Origin of the sequence: Streptomyces sp. NPDC058457, assembly GCF_042720695.1 — a bacterium.
In the GTDB taxonomy this organism is placed as follows: domain Bacteria; phylum Actinomycetota; class Actinomycetes; order Streptomycetales; family Streptomycetaceae; genus Streptomyces.
This window is the reverse complement of the sequence record NZ_JBHXLU010000013.1, coordinates 26,200-46,936: the sequence shown is the minus strand read 5'-3', so window position 1 is coordinate 46,936 and position 20,737 is coordinate 26,200. Positions and strand designations below refer to the sequence as shown.

The 20,737-nt window shown below is 72.0% G+C and carries 18 protein-coding genes; 11 read left to right on the top strand and 7 right to left on the bottom strand.

Features of this window, described 5'->3' with window-relative positions:
- Positions 1-13: 13 nt before the first annotated feature.
- From ACFWPS_RS13665 to ACFWPS_RS13640, 6 genes are all read left to right on the top strand, one after another.
- Positions 14-1,054 (top strand): glutamate ABC transporter substrate-binding protein, encoded by a 1,041-nt coding sequence (locus tag ACFWPS_RS13665; protein WP_383704578.1) that lies wholly within the window; start codon positions 14-16, stop codon positions 1,052-1,054.
- A gap of 47 nt (positions 1,055-1,101) precedes the next feature.
- Complete coding sequence (locus ACFWPS_RS13660) at positions 1,102-2,427, top strand: hypothetical protein (protein WP_383704398.1); 1,326 nt, start codon at positions 1,102-1,104, stop codon at positions 2,425-2,427.
- Positions 2,428-2,429: 2 nt separating this feature from the next.
- Complete coding sequence (locus ACFWPS_RS13655) at positions 2,430-4,955, top strand: tetratricopeptide repeat protein (protein WP_383704396.1); 2,526 nt, start codon at positions 2,430-2,432, stop codon at positions 4,953-4,955.
- 3 nt (positions 4,956-4,958) lie between these two features.
- Positions 4,959-6,308: a protein phosphatase 2C domain-containing protein gene (locus ACFWPS_RS13650; RefSeq protein WP_383704394.1), complete on the top strand. Its 1,350-nt coding sequence runs from the start codon at positions 4,959-4,961 to the stop codon at positions 6,306-6,308.
- Positions 6,309-6,432: 124 nt separating this feature from the next.
- Positions 6,433-7,773 (top strand): VWA domain-containing protein, encoded by a 1,341-nt coding sequence (locus ACFWPS_RS13645; protein ID WP_383704392.1) that lies wholly within the window; start codon positions 6,433-6,435, stop codon positions 7,771-7,773.
- A 68-nt stretch (positions 7,774-7,841) separates the two neighbouring features.
- Entirely contained in the window at positions 7,842-9,434 is a 1,593-nt protein-coding gene (locus ACFWPS_RS13640; protein WP_383704390.1) for an FHA domain-containing protein, read from the top strand.
- 100 nt (positions 9,435-9,534) lie between these two features.
- Here ACFWPS_RS13640 and ACFWPS_RS13635 read toward each other — a convergent pair whose 3' ends face one another.
- Positions 9,535-10,512: a methyltransferase domain-containing protein gene (locus tag ACFWPS_RS13635; RefSeq protein ID WP_383704388.1), complete on the bottom strand. Its 978-nt coding sequence runs from the start codon at positions 10,510-10,512 to the stop codon at positions 9,535-9,537.
- 79 nt (positions 10,513-10,591) lie between these two features.
- Here ACFWPS_RS13635 and ACFWPS_RS13630 point away from each other — a divergent pair, with 79 nt between their 5' ends.
- Entirely contained in the window at positions 10,592-10,996 is a 405-nt protein-coding gene (locus tag ACFWPS_RS13630; protein WP_383704386.1) for a globin, read from the top strand.
- Positions 10,997-11,281: 285 nt separating this feature from the next.
- Here ACFWPS_RS13630 and ACFWPS_RS13625 read toward each other — a convergent pair whose 3' ends face one another.
- From ACFWPS_RS13625 to ACFWPS_RS13610, 4 genes are all read right to left on the bottom strand, one after another.
- Positions 11,282-11,956 carry a hypothetical protein gene (locus ACFWPS_RS13625; protein ID WP_383704384.1) on the bottom strand — a complete coding sequence of 225 codons (675 nt, stop codon included), beginning with the start codon at positions 11,954-11,956 and terminating at the stop codon, positions 11,282-11,284.
- On the bottom strand, positions 11,953-12,366 hold the full coding sequence (locus ACFWPS_RS13620; protein WP_383704381.1) for an acyl-CoA thioesterase: 414 nt from the start codon (positions 12,364-12,366) through the stop codon (positions 11,953-11,955). The genes ACFWPS_RS13625 and ACFWPS_RS13620 overlap by 4 nt, the downstream gene beginning before the upstream one ends.
- A gap of 6 nt (positions 12,367-12,372) precedes the next feature.
- Positions 12,373-14,037 carry an energy-dependent translational throttle protein EttA gene (ettA, locus tag ACFWPS_RS13615; RefSeq protein WP_383704379.1) on the bottom strand — a complete coding sequence of 555 codons (1,665 nt, stop codon included), beginning with the start codon at positions 14,035-14,037 and terminating at the stop codon, positions 12,373-12,375.
- A gap of 630 nt (positions 14,038-14,667) precedes the next feature.
- On the bottom strand, positions 14,668-14,889 hold the full coding sequence (locus tag ACFWPS_RS13610; protein WP_383704377.1) for a hypothetical protein: 222 nt from the start codon (positions 14,887-14,889) through the stop codon (positions 14,668-14,670).
- Positions 14,890-15,280: 391 nt separating this feature from the next.
- Between ACFWPS_RS13610 and ACFWPS_RS13605 the strand changes: the two genes are divergently transcribed.
- From ACFWPS_RS13605 to ACFWPS_RS13590, 4 genes are all read left to right on the top strand, one after another.
- Positions 15,281-16,012 (top strand): ferritin-like domain-containing protein, encoded by a 732-nt coding sequence (locus ACFWPS_RS13605; protein ID WP_383704375.1) that lies wholly within the window; start codon positions 15,281-15,283, stop codon positions 16,010-16,012.
- A 134-nt stretch (positions 16,013-16,146) separates the two neighbouring features.
- On the top strand, positions 16,147-16,761 hold the full coding sequence (locus ACFWPS_RS13600; RefSeq protein WP_383704373.1) for a DUF1326 domain-containing protein: 615 nt from the start codon (positions 16,147-16,149) through the stop codon (positions 16,759-16,761).
- Positions 16,758-17,516 (top strand): DUF2182 domain-containing protein, encoded by a 759-nt coding sequence (locus tag ACFWPS_RS13595; protein ID WP_383704371.1) that lies wholly within the window; start codon positions 16,758-16,760, stop codon positions 17,514-17,516. The genes ACFWPS_RS13600 and ACFWPS_RS13595 overlap by 4 nt, the downstream gene beginning before the upstream one ends.
- 146 nt (positions 17,517-17,662) lie before the next feature.
- On the top strand, positions 17,663-18,724 hold the full coding sequence (locus ACFWPS_RS13590; protein WP_383704368.1) for a zinc-dependent alcohol dehydrogenase family protein: 1,062 nt from the start codon (positions 17,663-17,665) through the stop codon (positions 18,722-18,724).
- Here ACFWPS_RS13590 and ACFWPS_RS13585 read toward each other — a convergent pair.
- Together ACFWPS_RS13585 and ACFWPS_RS13580 are read right to left on the bottom strand one after the other, a co-directional pair.
- On the bottom strand, positions 18,721-19,062 hold the full coding sequence (locus tag ACFWPS_RS13585; protein ID WP_383704366.1) for a hypothetical protein: 342 nt from the start codon (positions 19,060-19,062) through the stop codon (positions 18,721-18,723). The genes ACFWPS_RS13590 and ACFWPS_RS13585 overlap by 4 nt on opposite strands.
- 40 nt (positions 19,063-19,102) lie before the next feature.
- Entirely contained in the window at positions 19,103-20,470 is a 1,368-nt protein-coding gene (locus tag ACFWPS_RS13580) for a Cys-Gln thioester bond-forming surface protein (protein WP_383704576.1), read from the bottom strand.
- Between the last annotated feature and the right edge of the window lie 267 nt (positions 20,471-20,737).

The following is a 20,737-nucleotide window of genomic DNA, read 5'->3' as shown; positions in this document are numbered from 1 at the left end:
AGGGGGCGTGACGATGTTCGTGCGGCGGATGAGGGCCTCCCTGCGCGGCTGGGGCGGAGTGGGTGCGATGGCGGTCGGCTGCGCCCTGGCGCTGGCGTTCGTCCTGCTGCTGCCGCTCACCCAGTCCCGTGGTGAGGGCGGCCAGGGCGAGGGGCTCGGCGGTCCGGGGCTGGCGACCGGCAGCCCCGCGAAGGCCGACGACTGCACCGACTCCCAGGCACAGAACGAGACCTGGTCGCCGTCGGGCGCGGACGGGTCCACCATCGACGCCATCAAGGCCCGTACCGGCGCCAAGCGGAAGCTGATCGTCGGCGTCGACCAGAACAGCTACCGCTGGGGCTACCGCAACCCGAACAACTCGGACGCGGAGCTGGAGGGTTTCGATATCGACCTGGTGCACCGGATCGCCCAGGACATCCTCGGCGACCCGAACGCGGTGCAGTTCAAGGCGATTCCGACGAGCCAGCGGATACCGGCGATCCAGGACGGCCGCGTCGACATGGTGGTGCGCACGATGACCATCAACTGCGACCGGCTGAAGGACGTCGCGTTCTCCGCGCCCTACTTCAAGACCGGGCAGCAGGTCCTCGCCCCCAAGTCGTCGTCGATCACGGGCTACAACGACTCGCTGGCGCACAAGAGGATCTGCACGGCGGCCGGTTCGACGGCGTACACCAAGCTGGACGCCGACAAGAAGTCCGGGAAGCTGGTCGCCTCGGCGGACATCTCCTCCACGGTTCCCAACCAACTCGACTGCCTGGTGCGACTGCAGCTCGGCGAGGTCGACGCGGTGGTCACCGACGGCGCGCTGGCCGCCAGTCAGGCCGCGCAGGACCCGACGGTCGAGCTGAAGGGTGCCGCGTTCACCACCGAGTACTACGGCGTGGCGATGAAGAAGGACGCGACCGATCTGGTACGCCGGGTCAACCAGATCCTGGTGGCGTACCGGGCCGACGGCTGGCAGGCGTCGTACGACAAGTGGTTGTCGGCGACACTGGGTGGGGACTCGGCGGCGTCGAAGCCGCCCGCGCCGCAGTACCTGCGCAGCAGCTGACCCGCATCCGCGAGGCCCAGCCCCGACGAGCAAGCGAGAGGTGATCGATGGGCGTCACGGACCCCGCCGGGCCGGTGATGGACCGGGACGAGGTGGACCGTGCGCTGGCGCGGCTCGGCGCGGAGCACGAGGCGATCGAGACCTCGCTGCTCGCCCTGCAGGACCACGCGGGCCGCAGGCTCCTGGAAGGCGCCGAGCTGACCGGGACGACCCGGGAGCGGTGGGCGGCCGCGGAGGCGTCGATCACCCTGCTGTGGGCCTACTTCGACGCCTACACGGACGCGCTGCGCTCCGCCCGGGAGATCAGGTCCCGGCGCCGCTGGTCCAGCCGTGAGGACCTGGTGGAGCTGACCGAGCTGCTGCGCGGCGAGTCCGTGACGGTGGCGGGCAGCGCGACCGCGACGGCGAACGCGCCGACCCTGCTGTCGGCGGCCGGCCGGCTCAGCGAGCGGTTCTCGCTGGCGGGCCTGGTCGACCGGATGAACGAGCTGTACGCGACCTCGCTGGACATGGTCGTCACCGCCGACGCGGTGTGGTCGGCGCTGCCCGCGCGGATCGATTTACTCGCCGCGGAGCTGCAGCGCACCCGCAAGCTGGCGCACTCCGTCGGGGTGCGCCCCGGCGAGCACCCGGCGGGCGACGACCTGGAGCGGATCACCCGGACGCTGACGAGGCTCCGGGAGGACGTCGTGTCGGACCCGCTGACGTTCTGGGTTCCCACGCAGGGGAGTTCGGCACCCGGCGGCGGCCGTCCCGACACCACGGTGTACGACCGGGAGGCGCAGGCGCTGGAGGAGGTGCGGCGGGAGATCGACGCCGTGCTGACGGTACGGCAGGACGCCGAGGCCCGGCTGATCAGGCTGCGGGACGTGCTGTCCCGCGCGGACCGCACCCTCGCCGAGGCGCGCACCGCGCGCGGTGAGGTGCTGGCGAAGATCGCGGCGACCGAGGTGCCGGTGGTCAGCGGCCCGCCGACCGTGCTGCAGGAGCAGCTGGCGATGGCCGCCGAGTACCGCAGACAGGCCCAGTGGCACCGCCTGTCACCGCTCCTTGAGTCGCTGGAGCAGAAGGCGGAGGACGAACTGCTGCGCGCCCGCGAGTCGTTGACGGCGGTCACCGCGCCGCTCGCGGTGCGCGCGGAGCTGCGCGGCCGGCTGGACGCGTACAAGGCGAAGGTGGCCCGGCACGGGCTGGCGGAGGACCCGTTCCTGATCGAGCGGTACGACGCGGCCCGGCGGATGCTGTGGAGCGCGCCCTGCGATCTCAGGGTCGCGGAGCAGGCGGTGCTGCGCTACCAGCGGGCGACGGCCGAGGCGCTGGGGGCGCCGCGGGTGCCGCAGCAGAGCGGGCCCGAGGACCGGAGGGGAGAGTAGTCGTGAGTCAGGCGGGAGAGGCCTGCCAGCGGCCGGGCTGTGAGGGGTCGTACGAGGACGTGGGCGGCGGTGAGCTGTACTGCGACACCTGCGGTCTGGCGCCGGTCGTCTCGGCTGGGGGTCCCCCCTCTGGGGGAGGGATGGTCGAGTCGCCGCACACCGGGATCACGGCCGGCGGCAAGGGCTCGACGGGCAGCGGCAGTTCGCGCTCCAGCAGCCGCGGCAGTTCGCGTACGTCGTCGCAGTCGTCGAAGTCGCGGCGTTCGGTCTCCGGGCGGCTGTCGCGGTCCCTGTCGGGCAGTGCGACGGGCCGTTCGGTGTCGGTGCGCAGCTCGGGTTCGTCGACCAGTGCGTCCGGGCGCAGCCGGCTGGGCGCCGGCCTGGTCACGGTGCCGCAGGTGCCGAAGCCGGACCCGCGCGAGATGGTCCTGGAGAACCCCGAGGTGCCGGAGCGGAAGCGGTTCTGCTCGCGGTCGGACTGCGGGGCGCCGGTGGGCCGGGCCCGCGGGGAGCGGCCGGAACGGACCGAGGGGTTCTGCACCAAGTGCGGCAACCCGTACTCGTTCGTGCCCAAGCTCAAGGGCGGCGACGTGGTGCACGGCCAGTACGAGGTCGCGGGCTGTCTCGCGCACGGCGGCCTGGGCTGGATCTACCTCGCCGTGGACCGGGCCGTCGCCGACCGCTGGGTGGTCCTCAAGGGCCTCCTGGACACCGGTGACCAGGACGCGATGGCCGCCGCGATCTCCGAGCGGCGGTTCCTCGCGGAGATCGAGCACGCCAACATCGTGCGGATCTACAACTTCGTCGAGCACCTCGACCAGCGCACCGGCTCCCTCGACGGCTACATCGTCATGGAGTACGTCGGCGGCAAGTCCCTGAAGGAGATCGCCAACGACCGCCGTACCCCGGAGGGCCGCCGGGACCCGCTCCCGGTGGAGCAGGCGTGTGCTTATGGCATCGAGGCTCTTGAGGCCCTCGGCCACCTGCACAGCCGCAACCTGCTGTACTGCGACTTCAAGGTCGACAACGCCATCCAGACCGAGGACCAGCTCAAGCTGATCGACATGGGCGCGGTGCGCAGGATGGACGACGAGGAGTCGGCCATCTACGGCACGGTCGGCTACCAGGCGCCCGAGGTCGCCGAGGTCGGCCCGTCCGTCGCCTCCGACCTGTACACGGTCGGCCGTACGCTCGCCGTGCTCACCTTCGACTTCCAGGGCTACACGACCGTCTTCGTGGACTCGCTGCCCGACCCGGACAACATCGAGGTCTTCCGGCAGTACGAGTCGTTCTACCGGCTGCTGGTCCGGGCCACCGACCCCGACCCGGCGCGCCGGTTCGCCTCCGCGCAGGAGATGGCCGAGCAGCTGACCGGTGTGCTGCGCGAGGTCGTGTCGGTGCAGTCCGGCACGGCGCGGCCCGCGCTGTCGACGCTGTTCGGGCCCGAGGTGAAGGTCACGGACACGGAGCTGTTCCCCAGGCTGGACGGGGACGTGTCCCGGCTGGGGGCGCGGGCGGTGGCCTCCAGAACGCTCGCGCTGGACCCGTCGGGAGCGGCCCCGGACCCGGCCGACCCGGCCCTGGTCAGGCCGATCGCCACCCCGGCCGCCGCGCTCGCCCTGCCGGTCCCGCTGGTCGACCAGAACGACCCGAACGCCGGTTTCCTGGCGGGCCTGTCGACCTCGCTGGTGGGTGAGGTCAGCCTGCTCGGCGCGCTGGCCGCGGTCCCGACGCAGACGGTCGAGACCGAGCTGCGGCAGATCCGCGCGCGGCTGGAGAACGGCGACTTCGAGGCCGCGCTGACGAGCCTCGGCGAGCTGGAGGAGGAGCAGCCCGACGACTGGCGGGTGGTCTGGTACCGGGGCGTGGCCGCCCTGGTCACCGGCGACTTCGAGGGCGCTGCGCTGTCCTTCGACGCGATCTACGACGCCTTCCCCGGCGAGAGCGCGCCGAAGCTGGCGCTCGGTCTGTGCGCGGAGGTGCTCGGCCAGCTGGACAACGCGGCCGAGTACTACCGGCTGGTGTGGGCGACCGACCCGGGCTTCGTCAGCTCCGCTTTCGGCCTGGCCCGGGTGCAGCTGGCGGCCGGGGAGCGGCGGGGTGCGGTACGGACGCTGGAGTCGGTGCCGGAGGCCTCGATCCACTACACGGCGGCCCGGGTGGCGGCCGTACGGGCGCGGCTGCGGCACCGGACCGCGGCGGCCGACGACACGCCGTTCCTGGACGATCTGACGGCCGCCGCCGGGCAGATCGAGGCGCTGGACGCGTACGGTCTGGATCCGGCCCGTCGTGAGCAGTTGTCGGCGGAAGTCCTCGGCTGCGCGCTGGACTGGATACTCTCCGGGGGCCAGGACTCCCGGCCCGCCGTCGGCGGCCGGGTGCTGCTCGGCAGCGGTCTGGACGAGCGGGGCCTCCGCTTCGGCCTGGAACGCTCGTACCGCACGCTGGCCAGACTGGCGACCGGCGGTGAGGAGAGGATCGACCTGGTGGAACGGGCCAACCGTTACCGCCCCCGGACGTGGGTGTAGTTGATGTCGCAGATGCCCCAGCAGGCCGCACCGGCGAAGTGCCCGAGCTGCGCGGAGCCGCTCGAATCGGGTGACTTGTTCTGCGGTGCGTGCGGGTACGACCTGTCGGCCGTGCCCGCCGCGCCGCCGGACCACCCGACCCTCACCATGGGCGCCGCCGGTGTGGGATCCTCGGGCGTGGACTGGCCCCCGCCCGAGCCGGAGAGCTCCGGAACGCCCGCGGCACCGCATCTGCCGACCGACCTGCCCGCCACCGACTCGGGCGGCAAGCCGCTGCCCGCGTCGCCGCACGGTGCGCCGGCGTCGCCGCCCCCGCACGGTGCGCCGGTGTCGCCGGCCTCCGGGGTGCGGTTCGACCGGCCGCCGGAGCCCGACGAGTACCCGCTGCAGGCGCCGGACCCGCGGGTGGCCGCCTCCGCCGCCGAGACCACCGAGCTGCCGAAGGTGTGCGTGGCCTGCCGCGCGGGCCGGGTCGACGACGACGGCTACTGCGAGAACTGCGGGCACGCCCAGCCCCGCGAGCGCGACCACATGGAGCAGGAGGCGGGCCCGGTGGCCGCCGTCAGCGACCGCGGGCTGCGCCACCACCGCAACGAGGACGCGTTCGCCGTCGGCCACACCACGCTGCCCGACGGCACCCCGGCCTCGCTGGCGGTCGTCTGTGACGGCGTCTCCTCGGCGACCCGTCCCGACGAGGCATCCATGGCCGCCTCCCGGGCCGCGATCGAGGCGCTGCTGGCCGCGCTGGAGCAGGGCACCCATCCGCAGCAGGCGCTGCACGACGCGATCGTCGCCGCCTCCCAGGCCGTCAACGCCCTCGCGGAGGAGCCCCCCTCGGCCCGTGAGCACACCCCGCACCAGAACGCCCCGGCGTGCACGATCGTCGCCTCGATCGTGGCCTCGGGCCTGCTGGTGGTCGGCTGGGTGGGCGACAGCCGCGTCTACTGGGTGCCGGTGGACCGGGGCGCTCCGGCGGCCCGGCTCACCGAGGACGACTCCTGGGCGGCGCAGATGGTCGCCGCGGGCCTGATGAGCGAGGCGGAGGCGTACGCCGACGAGCGCGCCCACGCGATCACCGGCTGGCTCGGCGCGGACGCCTACGAGGTGGAGCCGCACACCGCGTCCTTCAAGCCGGACCGGTCCGGTGTGGTGGTGGTGTGCACCGACGGCCTGTGGAACTACGCGGAGACGGCCGAGGAGATGGCCGAGATCATCCCCGCGGACGCGGCCGTACGACCGCTGCACGCGGCCCGGGTACTGGTGGGCCACGCCCTGGACGGCGGGGGCCACGACAACGTAACAGTGGCGCTGCTGCCGTTCCCGGCACCCCCGCAGGGGGCAGGATCCGCCTGAGGCCGCCGCAAAACGGCCGCAAACGGGAGCGAGACGCACGGGGAAGTACCCGCGGACCGGAGGGGACCGGTCCGCACACCGTCAGCACCCACCACGCGTGGGGTGGAGGGGGACCAGAGCAGTCATGGCCAATTTCTCGAAGTCGAACGTGCCGCAGTTCTCGGTGGACGTGTACCAGAACGAGTTCCTGCCGGAGGGCGGCCGCGAGGTCAACGCGATCGTCACGGTGACGGCGACCGGCGGCGGCACCGTCGGGACCGCGGTCGGCGCCTCGTACGCACCCGGGCAGGGGCCCTCCGCCGGGGTGGCGATCATGGTCGACTGCTCGGGTTCGATGGACTACCCGCCCACCAAGATGCGCAACGCCCGGGACGCCACCGCGGCCGCGATCGACACCCTGCGCGACGGCACCCACTTCGCGGTGATCGGCGGCACGCACGTCGCCAAGGAGGTCTACCCGGGCGGCGGGCGGCTCGCGGTGGCCGACCGCACCTCGCGCGAGCAGGCCAAGCAGGCACTGCGCAGGCTCAGCGCGGGCGGCGGCACGGCGATCGGCACCTGGCTCCGGCTCGCCGACCGTCTCCTCTCCTCCGCGGACATCACCATCCGGCACGGCATCCTGCTCACCGACGGCCGCAACGAGCACGAGTCGCCGGAGGACCTCAGGGCCGCCCTGGACTCCTGCGCCGGACGGTTCACCTGTGACGCCCGTGGTGTCGGCACCGACTGGGAAGTGAAAGAAGTCACAGGCATCGCCTCCGCGCTGCTCGGCACCGCCGACATAGTCGCCGACCCCACGGGCCTGGCCGCCGACTTCACGCAGATGATGGAGACGGCGATGGGCAAGGAGGTCGCGGACGTCGCGCTGCGGCTGTGGACCCCGGTCGGCACGACCATCAAGTTCGTCAAGCAAGTGGCGCCCACGGTCGAGGCGTTGACGGACCGGCGCACCGAGGCGGGGCCGCGCGCCGGGGACTACCCGACCGGCTCCTGGGGCGACGAGTCCCGTGACTACCACGTGTGCGTGGAGGTCCCCACGGCCGGCCTCGGCCGGGAAATGCTCGCCGCACGCGTGTCGTTGGTCGTCCCGCAGCCCGACAGCAGTGTCCAGAACCTGGGCGCGCAGGGCCTGATCAGAGCGGTGTGGACGGACGACATGGTCGCCTCGACCTCCATCAACCCCCAAGTCGCCCACTACACCGGCCAGGCCGAACTGGCACAAGCCATCCAGCAAGGTCTGGATCTCCGCAAAGCGGGCGATATGGACGGGGCAACGGCCAAACTGGGTCGGGCCGTTCAGTTGGCAAGCGCTTCCGGGAACGCGGATACTGCGAAACTGCTTGCGAAGGTGGTGGACGTGGTCGACGCCACGACAGGTACTGTGCGACTGAAGGCGAAGGTCGAGGAGGCCGACGAGATGACTCTCGAGACAAGGTCCACAAAGACTGTTCGTGTAAAGAAGTGACCAGACAGTCCATACGCAGGACCATCCAGACAGGCTCAGGACGAACCTGACAGAGAGGGAAGCCCGCCATGCCGACCTGCCCGAACGGACACCAGTCGGGTTCCGACGACTGGTGCGAGGTGTGCGGTCACCGCATGGCCGGTGCCGTACCTCCGCCGCCTCCGCCCCCGCCGACCGCCGGCGGCTACGGCTTCCCGCCGCCCGCGCCCGGCGTCCCGGCCGGTGGCCCGATGGGCGGTGGCCGCCATCTGTCCGCGGTGCCGAACGCGCACGAGCCGGAGCTGTGCCCGCAGTGCCGTACGCCCCGTGAGGGCGGTGCGCCGTTCTGCGAGGAGTGCCGCTGGAACTTCCTGACCAACACGGCCACCTCGTACACCCCCGCCGCCCCGCGCCCCCCGGCGGGCGGTCCCGGTCCGGCCGCGCCCACCTTCCGGCCGCCGGCCCCGCCGACGTTCGGCGGCGACTCGTACGAGTACCAGGGCTCGCGCCCCTCGCAGGTGAACCGTCCGGCCGAGCCGATCCCGTCCTTCGGCAGCGAGCCCTCGGGCCCGACGCCGTTCGCGGGCGAGCGCGGCGGCGGCCCGTCGGCGTTCGGCGGCGATCGCGGCCAGCCCGGCCCGTCGGGCCCGCCCGGTCAGCCGGGGTTCGGCGGCGACCGCGGACAGCCCGGTCAGCCCGCCTTCGGTGGCGACCGCGGCCAGCCCGGCCCTCCGGCGTTCGGCGGCGACCGCGGCCAGTCGGGTCCGCCCGCCTTCGGCGGCGGTGACCGCGGCCAGTCCTCTCCCCCGCCCTTCGGTGGCGAGCGCGGCCCGTCGGCGCCGCCCTCACCGTACGGCGGAGCCCCGGGCCAGAACGCCGGCGGTCCGTCCGCGTTCGGTGCCCCTCCCGGTGCCGGCCAGGCCTCCGGACCCTTCACCCGCGACCCCTCCGGCGGCCCCGCCGGGCCTTTCGGCGGCGTGGACCCGTCCCGGCCGCCGGTTCCGCCGCCGCCCGGCGGTCCCGGTGCGACCACCGGTGGCGCTCCCGGAGCGTTCCAGCAGTCGGCTCCGCTCGCGCCGCCCGGCTTCCCGCAGGAGACCAGGCCGCCGGCCGGCGGCCCGCCCTTCGGCGGCGGTGACGACGACTGGGTGATCTCCCCGCCGGGACCGGCCGCGGGCCCCGGCGCGCCTGCCCGTCCGGGCGGCTACGGCTACCCGCAGCCCGGCGCCACCCAGGCCCCGCCCGTCCCCGCCTTCCCGCAGGCCCCGCAGGGCCCGGCGACCTGGATCGCGACGATCGGCCCGGACCGCGAGTACTTCATGGCGATGATGCAGCGCTCGGGCCCCGAGGCGGCCGGTCTCAACCTGCCCGCGTACTCCCCGGAGCAGCAGCGCACGCTCACCGGCAACCAGGTCACCATCGGCCGCCGCCGGCACTCCACCGGCGACACCCCCGACATCGACCTGTCGGTACCGCCGGAGGACCCGGGCGTCTCGCACCAGCACGCTGTCCTGGTCCAGCAGCCCGACGGCAGCTGGGCGGTCGTCGACCAGAACTCGACGAACGGCACCACGGTCAACGGCGGCGAGGAGCCGATCCAGCCCTTCGTCCCGGTGCCGCTGCGGGACGGGGACCGGGTGCATGTCGGAGCCTGGACGACGATCACTGTTCGACGAGGCTGAGCCGTAGCACCCCGTAAGGGGCGCGGGGCTGTGTTGAATTTGCGGCTACCGCCGCGTGGGCGCGACCAGTCCCCACCGGCCCGCAGCCGGAGAACTGCGTTCAGACCGGGAGCGGCCAAACACACGGCCCCTCCCGGTCGTCCAGCCACACCCACTCCCTGTCTTTCTCGACGCTCACCCCAAACCGCTCCCGCCCGGGCATCCCCTCCCGCGCCCACACCTCGTACGCCTCCCGGAGACTGACCACCCCCCGGGTCAGCTCCGCCAGGAACTGGAACGAGTCGTCCTCACGAGCCCGGGACGGCACCCCAGCCGGATCTCCCGCCACCGCCCCCGGCCTCGGCAGGCCCCGCAGCGGCACGAAGAACGCCCCCGACGGCAGAAACCTCCCCTCGGCACACCCACCCCGCACGGTCAGCGCCAGCAACCCCGTGGCCACCGGCGTGAGAATCCGCGCCCCCTCCCGGCACTGCGCGACCCACGCCCACGGCACGCTCGGCAGCGCACACGTCGCGATGATCCGGTCGTACGGCGCCCGTTCCGGCACCCCCCGCGCCCCGTCCCCCGTGACCACGGCCGGCCGGTACCCCGCCGCGGCCAGGTGCCGCCGCGCGGACTCGCTGATCTCCGGCTCCACGTCGACGGTGGTGACCAGGTCGTCGTCGCCCAGCCGATGCGCCAGCAGTGCGGCGTTGTACCCGGTGCCGGCGCCGATCTCCAGCACCCGGTCACCGTCGGCCACCCGCAGGGCGACCAGCATCCGTGCCATCAGCGAGGGCTGGCTGCTGGAGGAGAGCAGCTCGCCGTCGCGCAGCCGGGTCGCCAGCGGTACGTCCTCGTAGGCGCCGCGCACCCACCGTTCCCGGGCCGCCGGATCCGGGCTCTCGCCCCACCGGCGCTCATAGCCGTGCGCCCCGGCGACGTAGTAGTAGGGCACGAACAGATGCCGGGGCACCTCCGCGAACGCCTCCCGCCACACCGGCTCCGCCGCCCAGACCCCCTCGGCGTCGATCTCCCGCACCAGCGCGGCCCGGGCCACGGCGGCGAGCCCCTCGGTCCCGCTGTCGTAGGCGGCCATGTCTCCACCCTAGGCGCGTGCGTCCGTACCGGGTCCTAAGCCTTGAGTCCTGGGTCCCCCTGTCTGAGACCATGTACGGGTGAGAGAGATTCGGCGCGGCACGCTTCAGGAGAAGACCTTCTACGAGCAGGTCGGCGGGGAGGAGACCTTCCGCCGGCTGGTCCACCGTTTCTACGAGGGCGTCGCCGGGGACCCGATCCTCAAGCCGATGTACCCGGAGGAGGACCTGGGACCGGCCGAGGAGCGGCTCACCCTGTTCCTGATCCAGTACTGGGGCGGCCCCACGACGTACAGCGACAACCGGGGCCACCCGCGGCTGCGGATGCGGCACGCGCCGTTCACCGTGGACCGGGCGGCCCACGACGCCTGGCTGCAGCACATGCGGGTGGCCGTGGACGAGCTCGGCCTCTCCGAGGAACACCGCGAACAGCTCTGGAACTACCTCACCTACGCGGCCGCCTCGATGGTCAACACACCCGACTGACCGCCGCCCGTCCTCGGCGGGCGGCTGCTCAGGGGGCGCGGTGCGCCCTGACTCCGCCGGGTTCGAAGTCGAAGACGGTCCGGTTGATCCGCAGGCCGTCGACGGCCCCGATCCACATGAAGTCGCGGCCCTTGCTCACCCCGGCGGTGTGGATGACGGGCTCCGCGCCGCCGTTGTCGAGGGCCGTCGTCAGCTGCGGGAAGGTGCACCGGGTGGCCGGTGTGCAGCCGGTCGCGGTTCCCGCGCTGCCCGCGAGCCACCATGAGCCGGTCGTGGTGGCGGTTCTCAGCGGATGCTGACGTCCAGTGCCCCGAGTCCCGCCCGCCGTACGGCGATCGACCCGAACGGCGTGCGCAGCCGCAGCCACGCGCCCGCCGAGAGCAGCACGGCCTCGGCCTCGTCGTCCGGCCGCAGGAAGCCCAGCGACTGCGCCGCGTGCACGGCCCGGACCGGCAGCCGGGTGTCGCCGACCGTCCGGGACCAGATGTCCCGCCCGATCCGGTCGAGTTCGGCCCGGGTACGACCGTCCGGGGCCAACTCCTCGGTACGGGACCGGAACTCACCGACCGCGGCGGCGACCGTGGCCCGCAGCGCCTGCGGCGCGGGCAGCCCGGGCTCGGCCCGCCAGCCGCCCCGCGGCGGCAGTACCCCGGCCCAGGGCGGCCCGGTCACCGCCTTCGGCACGGCGGCCGTGGCGGCCTGTTCGTCGACCGACTCCAGCAGCTCCCCCGCCGACACGGTCACGTCGAGGGTGACGTCCAGGCCGTCCTCGTACGGCTTGGCGAGCCGCACCGCGCGGATCGCGAGCACATCGAAGGACGGCGGCCGTCCGAAGACGGCGAGTGCGGTACCGGCCGCCTGCAGCCGCACCGCGGCCGAACGGTCGTAGCGGAGCAGCCGGGAGAGGAAGGCCGCGAGATCCGCCGCCTCCCCGTCGTCAGCGAGATGGAGCACCGTCATGCGGCGACGGCCTCCTCCTTGTCGTCGTCGCGGTACTCCTCCAGGAAGTCCCGCTCCTCGGCGGTGATCCGGCGCGGCCGGCCCGCCTCGAAGTCGAACGGCACGACCACCGTCGACGCCCGTACGTAGACCAGGTCGTCGTCCTTCACCTCGTAGGTGATGGTGAAGGACGCGGCCCTGATCTCGGTGATCCACAGCTCGATGTCGACCGGGTGGTGCCGGTGGACGAGCTGCCGCTTGTAGTCGATCTCGTGGCGCGCCACCACCGACCCCTGCTTGAACTCCTTGTCCGGGCGGAACAGGAAGTCGATCCGGGCCTCCTCCAGGTAGCGGATGAAGACCGCGTTGTTGACATGGCCGTACGCGTCCATGTCGGACCAGCGCAGGGGACAGCGGTAGAGATGACGCAAGTTCGATCAGCCCCGGGTCAGCTTCTTGTAGGTGGCACGGTGCGGACGCGCGGCGTCCGGTCCGAGCCGCTCGATCTTGTTCTTCTCGTACGACTCGAAGTTGCCCTCGAACCAGAACCACTTGGACTCGCCCTCGTAGGCGAGGATGTGGGTGGCGACCCGGTCGAGGAACCACCGGTCGTGGGAGACGACCACGGCGGCGCCCGGGAACTCGAGCAGCGCGTTCTCCAGGGAGGACAGGGTCTCGACGTCGAGGTCGTTCGTCGGCTCGTCGAGGAGCAGCAGGTTGCCGCCCTGCTTGAGGGTGAGTGCCAGGTTGAGGCGGTTGCGCTCACCGCCGGAGAGCACACCGGCCGGCTTCTGCTGGTCCGGGCCCTTGAACCCGAAGGCGGAGACGTAGGCGCGGCTCGGCATCTCGACCTGGCCCACGTTGATGTAGTCGAGCTCGTCGGAGACGACCGCCCACAGGGTCTTCTTCGGGTCGATGTTCGCGCGGCTCTGGTCGACGTACGAGATCTTGACGGTCTCGCCGACCTTGATGTCGCCGGAGTCCGGGGTCTCCAGACCCTGGATCATCTTGAAGAGGGTGGTCTTGCCGGCGCCGTTCGGGCCGATGACGCCGACGATGCCGTTGCGCGGCAGCGTGAAACTGAGATCGTCGATGAGGACCTTGTCACCGAAGCCCTTGGAGAGGTTGGTGACCTCGACGACGATGCTGCCGAGCCGGGGGCCCGGCGGGATCTGGATCTCCTCGAAGTCCAGCTTCCGCATCTTGTCGGCCTCGGCGGCCATCTCCTCGTAGCGCGCGAGACGGGCCTTGGACTTGGCCTGACGCCCCTTGGCGTTGGACCGCACCCACTCCAGCTCTTCCTTGAGCCGCTTCTGCCGCTTGGCGTCCTTCTGGCCCTCGACCTTGAGACGGGTGGTCTTGGTCTCGAGGTACTTGGAGTAGTTGCCCTCGTAGCCGTGCAGCCGGCCGCGGTCGACCTCGCAGATCCAGCCGGCGACGTTGTCGAGGAAGTACCGGTCGTGGGTCACGGCCACGATGGTGCCGTCGTACTTGGCGAGGTGCTGCTCCAGCCAGTTCACCGACTCGGCGTCGAGGTGGTTGGTGGGCTCGTCGAGGAGCAGCAGGTCGGGGGCCTCCAGCAGCAGCTTGCAGAGCGCGACACGGCGCTTCTCACCACCGGAGAGGTTGACGACGGCCCAGTCGCCGGGCGGGCAGCCGAGCGCGTCCATGGCCTGCTCGAGCTGGGCGTCGAGGTCCCAGGCGTTGGCGTGGTCGAGCTCCTCCTGCAGCTTGCCCATCTCGTCGAGCAGCGCGTCGGAGTAGTCGGTCGCCATCAGCTCGGCGATCTCGTTGAACCGGTCGAGCTTGCCCTTGACCTCGGCGACACCCTCCTGGACGTTCTCCAGGACGGTCTTGTCCTCGTTGAGCTTGGGCTCCTGCATGAGGATGCCGACGGTGTACCCGGGCGACAGGAAGGCGTCACCGTTCGACGGCTGCTCCAGCCCCGCCATGATCTTCAGAATGGTCGACTTACCCGCACCGTTCGGGCCGACCACACCGATCTTCGCGCCGGGCAGGAAGTTCAGCGAGACGTCGTCAAGGATGACCTTGTCGCCGATTGCCTTGCGCGTCTTGCGCATGGTGTAGATGTACTCAGCCAAGAGAAACCGTCCGGCAGCTTGAAATCTGGCAGTGGGCAGATACACCCCATCTTGCCTGACGTCCAGCGTGGGGTGTTAACCCGTTTGGTCCGGGGGGTGTGACCTGGGGTTTCGGCGGTGGTTGCGGTGGCCGGTCGGTCACTGCCGGTCGCCGTCGAGTGGCCCGGGGAGCCTCGGACGGCCCAGGAGCCGGCCGATTTGCGAGCCGGTTGCCAGGACGGGGCACCGTGGGTTCGGATCCCACACCCACCGCAGGTCATCGATGGCCCCTGACCGGGCAAGACGGTCGGGGCCTTCGTCGTGGGTGCCGTCTGCTCCAGCAGCCCGAGCCGCAGCGCCGCCGGGCGGCGAAGCGGCTCGGCGGCGCTCCCGGGCCGCCGCTAGGCAGCCTTGGACCGCGCCACGCGCGTGCCCGAGGCGGGCTCCTGTGCATCTTCGGACCAGGAGGTCTCGTCTTCTCCGAAGTCCGGGGCCTGGAAGGGATGTGTCGTCGGAGGCGGCGATACCGCGGTGGAACTGCGGGGTTGCCCTTCCAGGGCGGAGAACAGCGACGTCGAGTCGATGGGAGGTCTGCCTTTCGTTACAGGTCCCTGAGGGGCCTGGCGTGCCGCGATCGGGCACAGGGGGGACCTACAGCTTGGTCATTTTGGAGTACGGGCTCAGGATCCGCATCTGTGCCGAGCCGAAATCCACGAGCGCCGCGATTCCGTCCTCGATGCCGACTACCCGGCCGAGGCCGTGCACGTCATGCGTGACCTGGTCGCCGATGGCGAAGTGCTCGGGAGCCCGGGTGATCGGGGCCTTGAAGGGGCTGGTGGGCAGGTGACGCTTGGGTGCCGCAGGCTTGGTCATAGGTCAGTATGAGCCTACCCGTGTCCCCGCTCGCTGTGGCCGTCGGCACAGATTTGGACGGGGACAACCACATCACGCCACTGACCTGGTGTTTCCGGACCGGCGAGGCCCCGATAATCCGGCACGATTGTGGCACGGGCCTCAGCCGACGACAGTCCGCCAGGAGTGCGCCGATCGATCAGGTGCGCGTTTCAGGAGCAAGATCGCCTCACTGCACTGTTGTTGATGCCGGTTGCCGATGTCGGGTGACACCGCAGGGGTCCCTGCCCGGCTCGGCCGGCCCACACGCACATCGCGCCGGGAAGCGGCCGTCCGCGGAACGCTTCGGTGCCGGTCTGCGTCGTCCCTCTCCAGGGGCACGGCGGCCGTGTCCCCGGAGAGGGGAGACCGGGTGCTTACGGGTGGATTCGCCAAGTGGACAAGGCAGTTCGAGGACGAGCGCGAGCGCAGGCGGGCCCAGGGGGATCCGGACTGGGGGCAGAGCGCGACGCTGCATCCCGCGATATGGGCGAGCATCCAGCGCTTCCAGATCGGTGAGGACGGTGACGGCGCCAACCTCGTCGGCAAGGCGGACCAGGCCGGCGACGCCGACTACGGTCGGGCGGTCCGGCTCTTCATCGCCGAGGAACAGAACCACGCGCGTCTGCTGGCCCGGCTGCTGGCCGCGGGAGGCGTGCCGACGTTGGCCGGGCACTGGAGCGACACGGTCTTCGTACGGCTGCGGCGTCTCATGGGCCTGCGCATGGAGCTGCTGGTGCTGATGATCGCGGAGGTGGTGGCGCTGCGTTACTACCGGGCCCTGCGCGACGGCACCGACGACGCGCTCACCTCGGAGGTGGCACGACGCATCCTGTCCGACGAGGAGCGTCACGTCCCGTTCCACTGCGAGCGCCTGCACGCCTCCCTGGCGGAGCTGCCCCGTGCGGTGCGCCGTCCGGTGATGGCCCTGTGGCGGCTCCTGCTGCTCGCGGTCTCCCTCGTCGTCGCCGCCGACCACGGACCGGCACTGCGCCGGCTGGGCATCGGGCGCCTGCGATTCGTCAGCGATGTCATGGCCTCGTCCCGCGCGGTGGTCTCCGCGGTGCTGGCGCCCCGCCCGGACGCGTGGACGAGCACGGGCTGAGGAGATGGCCCGGTGCCTTCTGCGCGAGGAGGGGCGTCGGGAATAGCCTGGAGAGGAGTGGCACCGGGACGGAACGGGGCCTCCCGATGCACTCCCTTTACCGAGGGGGACGTGGACGAGGGAGGCGCGGAGCCATGCCCTGGAATCTGAACGGCACGTATCTGGAGAGCTGCAACTGCGATGTGGTGTGCCCCTGTACCACCTCGGGCCTCACCGCACCGGCCGACCACGAACGCTGCCAGGTGACCTTCGCGTTCCATGTGGACAGCGGGAACGTGGACGGCGTGGACGTGTCCGACCGCAGCGTCGCCGTCTTCATCGACGCGCCCCGGGTGATGGCCGAAGGCGGCTGGCAGGTGGCGCTGTACCTGGACGCTTCGGCCGACGACGACCAGGCGGAGGCGCTGGGCAAGGTCTTCTCCGGCCGGGCCGGCGGGCCGATGGCGGCGCTCACTCCGCTCATCGGCGAGGTCCTCGGCGTGGAGCGCGTTCCCATCGACTACCGCGACGACGGCCGCCGCCACAGCGCACGGGTGGGCGACGCCATCGACATCGAGATCGAGGACCAGGTCGCCCCGCAGTTCGGTGAGGACGGTCCGGTCATGAGCCTGGCCGGCATCTTCCACCCGGTGAACAGCACGCTGACCATTGCCCGGTCCACCCGGGCGACGGGCGGCGGCGTGTACGGCCGGTCCTGGGACTTCTCCGGCGGCAACGGGCACTCGGCGCCCTTCACGTGGTCCGCGTGACCGGTCGGCCGGTCGCCGTCCGCCGCAGGGCGGGTCCCGCCGGACTGCTGCTGGTCGCGGCGGCCGCCGCCTGGGTCTGGGTGGTGACGCGCTGGGGCGGCATGCGGGCGATGCCGGGCACCATGGGCCTGGGCCTGCCCTCGTTCCTGGCCGTGTGGACGCTGATGATGGCTGCGATGATGCTGCCCGCCACGGCGCCCGTCGGCGCGCTGTACGCACGCACCATCACCGTGCACCGGGCACCTCGCATGGTCGTCTTCACGGTCGCCTACCTGCTTGTCTGGGCCGCGGCCGGGCTGCCCGCGTACGGGCTGGCCGCCGGCCTGGGCCGCGCGGCGAGCCTCCCGGCCGTGGCGGGGACCGCGGTGGCCGCGGCCGTGTTCGCGGCCAACGGCGTCTACCAGCTCACGCCGCTCAAGGACCGCTGCCTGGCGAGGTGCCGCTCGCCGGTCGGGCTGATGCTGCGCTACGCCTCGTACCCGGGGCCCTCGCGCGACCTGCGTGCCGGAGCCCACCACGGGGCCTTCTGCCTGGGCTGCTGCTGGTCGCTGATGGTGCTGCTGGCGGCGTTCGGTGTGATGAACCTCTGGGCCATGGTGGTCCTGACCGCCGTGATCACCGCCGAGAAGCTGGCTCCGGCCGGCCGCCTGGTCGCCCGCGCCGTCGGGATCGCCTCGATCGCCCTGGCCGGTGCCGTCTTCTGGGTCCCGGCGCTGGCTCCGGGCCTCACCGGTGGCGGCATGGCCGGGATGTGAGGACGGGGCCGCCGGACAGTGGTGTCCGGCCCGGCTCCTTTCGACATGACAGCAATCGGGGAGGAGCGCAGGCTGGGAGGGGTGCCCGGAACACGCGCCGAGTTCGTCGGATGCGGGGAGACGGAAGGTCACTCATGGCGCGATCCATGCGCGCGCTCGTAGCCGGAGAGGTCGGCGAGCCGAACGAGGTGCTGCGGCTGGAATCCCGGCCTGTTCCCACCGCAGGAGCCGGCCAGGCGTTGATCCGTGTGCAGGCGGCTCCGGTTCACGCCAGTGACCTGCACGTGTTGCGTGGCCGCTACGGCTTCTCCCCCGGGTTTCCCGCTGTCGGGGGGTACATGGAGTGCGTGGGTCTCATCGAGGCCCTGGGGCCGGGCACCGAGGGACTGCGGATCGGCGAGCGTGTGGTGGTGGCTGCCGTCCCGGCCGTACCCGGGCCGCCTGTGACCGGCACCTGGCAGGAATACCTGGTCGCCGACACGCACAGGCTGCTGCCGGTTCCCGGCCGGCTGAGTGATTCCAGCGCCTGTCAACTCGCCGTCAACCCGCTGACCGCGCTGCTCCTGGTGAATCGCGAACTCCATGTACAGCCGGGGGAATGGCTGTTGCAGACGGCGGCGGGTTCCACCGTCGGCCGGCTCGTCATTCAGCTGGCCGGGCACCTGGGTATTCGCACGATCAACGTGGTGCGGCGGCGCGGTGCCGTCGAGGAGATCAGGGCGCTCGGCGGCGACGAGGTCATCTGCACCGAGGACGAGGACCTGGTGCGGCGGGTGGCCGAGATCGCGGGACCGGCCGGCGTGCGCAAGGCCGTCGACTGTGTCGCGGGGCACCTGGGTGCCCAGGTGTCCCAGGCGCTGGCTCCGGGGGGAGAGACCGTGGTCTACGGCGCGCTCTCCACCCATCGGCAGACCGACCCGGCGGCGCTGACGGTCCCGCTGTCGGCGCGCTCGCTCATCTACGAGACCAAGGTGGTCCGCGGCTTCTGGCTGAACCGCTGGTTCGGTGCCGCCTCGCCCGCGGATGTGCTGGACGCGCTGTATGAGGTGCGCACCCTCGTCACCGACGGAGTGCTGAGCATCCCCCAGGGCCGGCCGTTCCCGCTCGAACGCTTCGCCGAAGCCGTCTCGTTCGCCGAAGCACCCGCTCACGGCGCCAAACCGCTCCTCGTCCTCGACGGTGGCCGGGACGGAGAAGGGTCCGGCTAGCGCCGGGCTCTGTGGAGGAGGAGGGCGGTTGCCGCCACCGCCACCACCGCGCCGGCGGTGCGGAAGGTGCGGTCCGAGCGCCAGGAGAGCGTCGACCAGCGGGAGTTGGCCGAGAGGACGGAGCCCGTGCTCAGCCAGGAGCCGGCCGAGACGAGGGAGAGCGCCGAGCCGATCGAGCCCGCCGAGAGGGCGCTGCCGATCGAGCCGACGGAGAGGGCCGAGCCGACCGACCCGATGGAGAGCACGGAGCCCACCGAGCCGATCGACAGCACCGAGTCGTGCGACCACAGGGACAGGACGGAGTCCGAGGACGGCGACGCGCCGGGTGAGTTGGTCATGACGTCATAGTGCCCGGCGGGCCGGCCGCTCGTCCTGGACTCAGTCGGTCTGCCGGCTCTCCCGCTGGCGCAGGATCACCAGGACCGCACCGCCGATCACCACCAGGCCGATGGCCACGCCCGCGATCACGCCGGTCGCGGAGTCGCCGCCGGTCGCCGCGAGGTTGACGTCGGACGCGGTACCGCCGACCGAGGCGGGGCTGGGCTCGCTGAGGGTCTGGGTGGCGAGGCCGGCGTCGGTGCCCTGGGTCTTGCAGTCGAGGACACCGGTGAAGCGGCGTTCGAGGCCGTTCGCGCCGGTGATCGTGAAGTCGTAGGACTGGTCTTCCTGGAGCGGGATGGTCACCGTCCGGGAGGTGTGGGCGGGGATGCTGTACTCGGTGCTCACCAGCTCGAAGGTGAACGGCTTGTCGCCGGTGTTGGCCGCGGTGATGTCCACGCCGCCGCGGGCGCAGTCCTTCTCGGCCGACAGCGCCGGTATCGCGCCCTGGTCCGCCCAGGTCGCGTTGGCGGTCGCGGTGACCGTCGACTCGCTGGAGCCCGCCAGGATCTGCGTCTGGCTGCGGCTCTCGGAGGTGAAGGCCCGGCCGACGGGGACCGTCGTCGACGCCTGGACGGCCAACTCGGCGGAGCCGTCGGCAGCGTCGTCGGGAACCCTGAAGTACAGCTCGCTGCCGTTCTGCGCGGTGGTGACCGGCTTGCCGGCCTTGTCAGTGATCCGTACGCCGCTCAGGGCCGCGTCGGACGGCGGGATCACGGTGACCGTGCCCGCGTTGGTGTGGACCGTCACCGGGCCGAGCAGGCCGCCCGGGCGGCCGGAGACGGCCGGCGGCGAGAGGGTCAGCGAGGCCTGCGGCTCGTTCTGGCCGCGGGCGTTCTTCTCCAGGTAGTCGGCGAGCTTCTCGGCCTGCGGGTCGACGGCGTCGACGTCCGCGCCGTCCGAGTAGCGCCAGATCGCCACCTGGGTGCCGGCCGCCGCGTCCTGTTCGCTCAGGCTGCCGACGCCTGCCTTGCGGGCCAGCGCGGCGAGGTCGTTGACCTGCGGGTAGGAGTTCTGCAGGATCCAGCGGATGTTGCCGGCGTTCCTGTTGGCGCCGAGCGAGGTGCCGCTCCACGCCGTCTCGTGGTACTTGGCGTCCCGCTGGGTGGGGTTGTGGAGGTCGACGCAGTACGTCTGGAGCATGCCGCCGCCGTCCACGGACATCTCGAACAGGCCCGCGGCCACCTGCTCGTCGCCGCTGTCACCGTGGACCACGGCCTCGCCGTAGGTCTTCAGGCCGCCCATGGTCGCCGTCGCCCCGCTCTGGCTCGCGGCGGTCCCGTCGTCGGCGGCGGCCCGGCCGGCGCCGGTCAGCGCGGCGGCGGCCACCAGCCCGGACACCAGTGCCGCGGCGGCGAGGCGGGCCATGCCTCTCGCGGCCACGGCCGGGCCGTAGTGCCTGGCGGACGCGCGGGGCGCCGAGGAACCAGAGAACGCAGCGAGCACAGAATTCCCCTTCGAGCAGGACCCGTTGGACGCGGGGGGGGGTGGTCCCACCAGCAGAATCAGCGACCCCAGAGGCCACGCCCGGCATCCTATGGATCAGCCGGACCGGCCTTTCCCGATGAGATGGTCGGATGAGCGATCCGATCCGTAATCGTTATCGCGGGGGCGTCGGCGAGCAGGGCTTGTCGA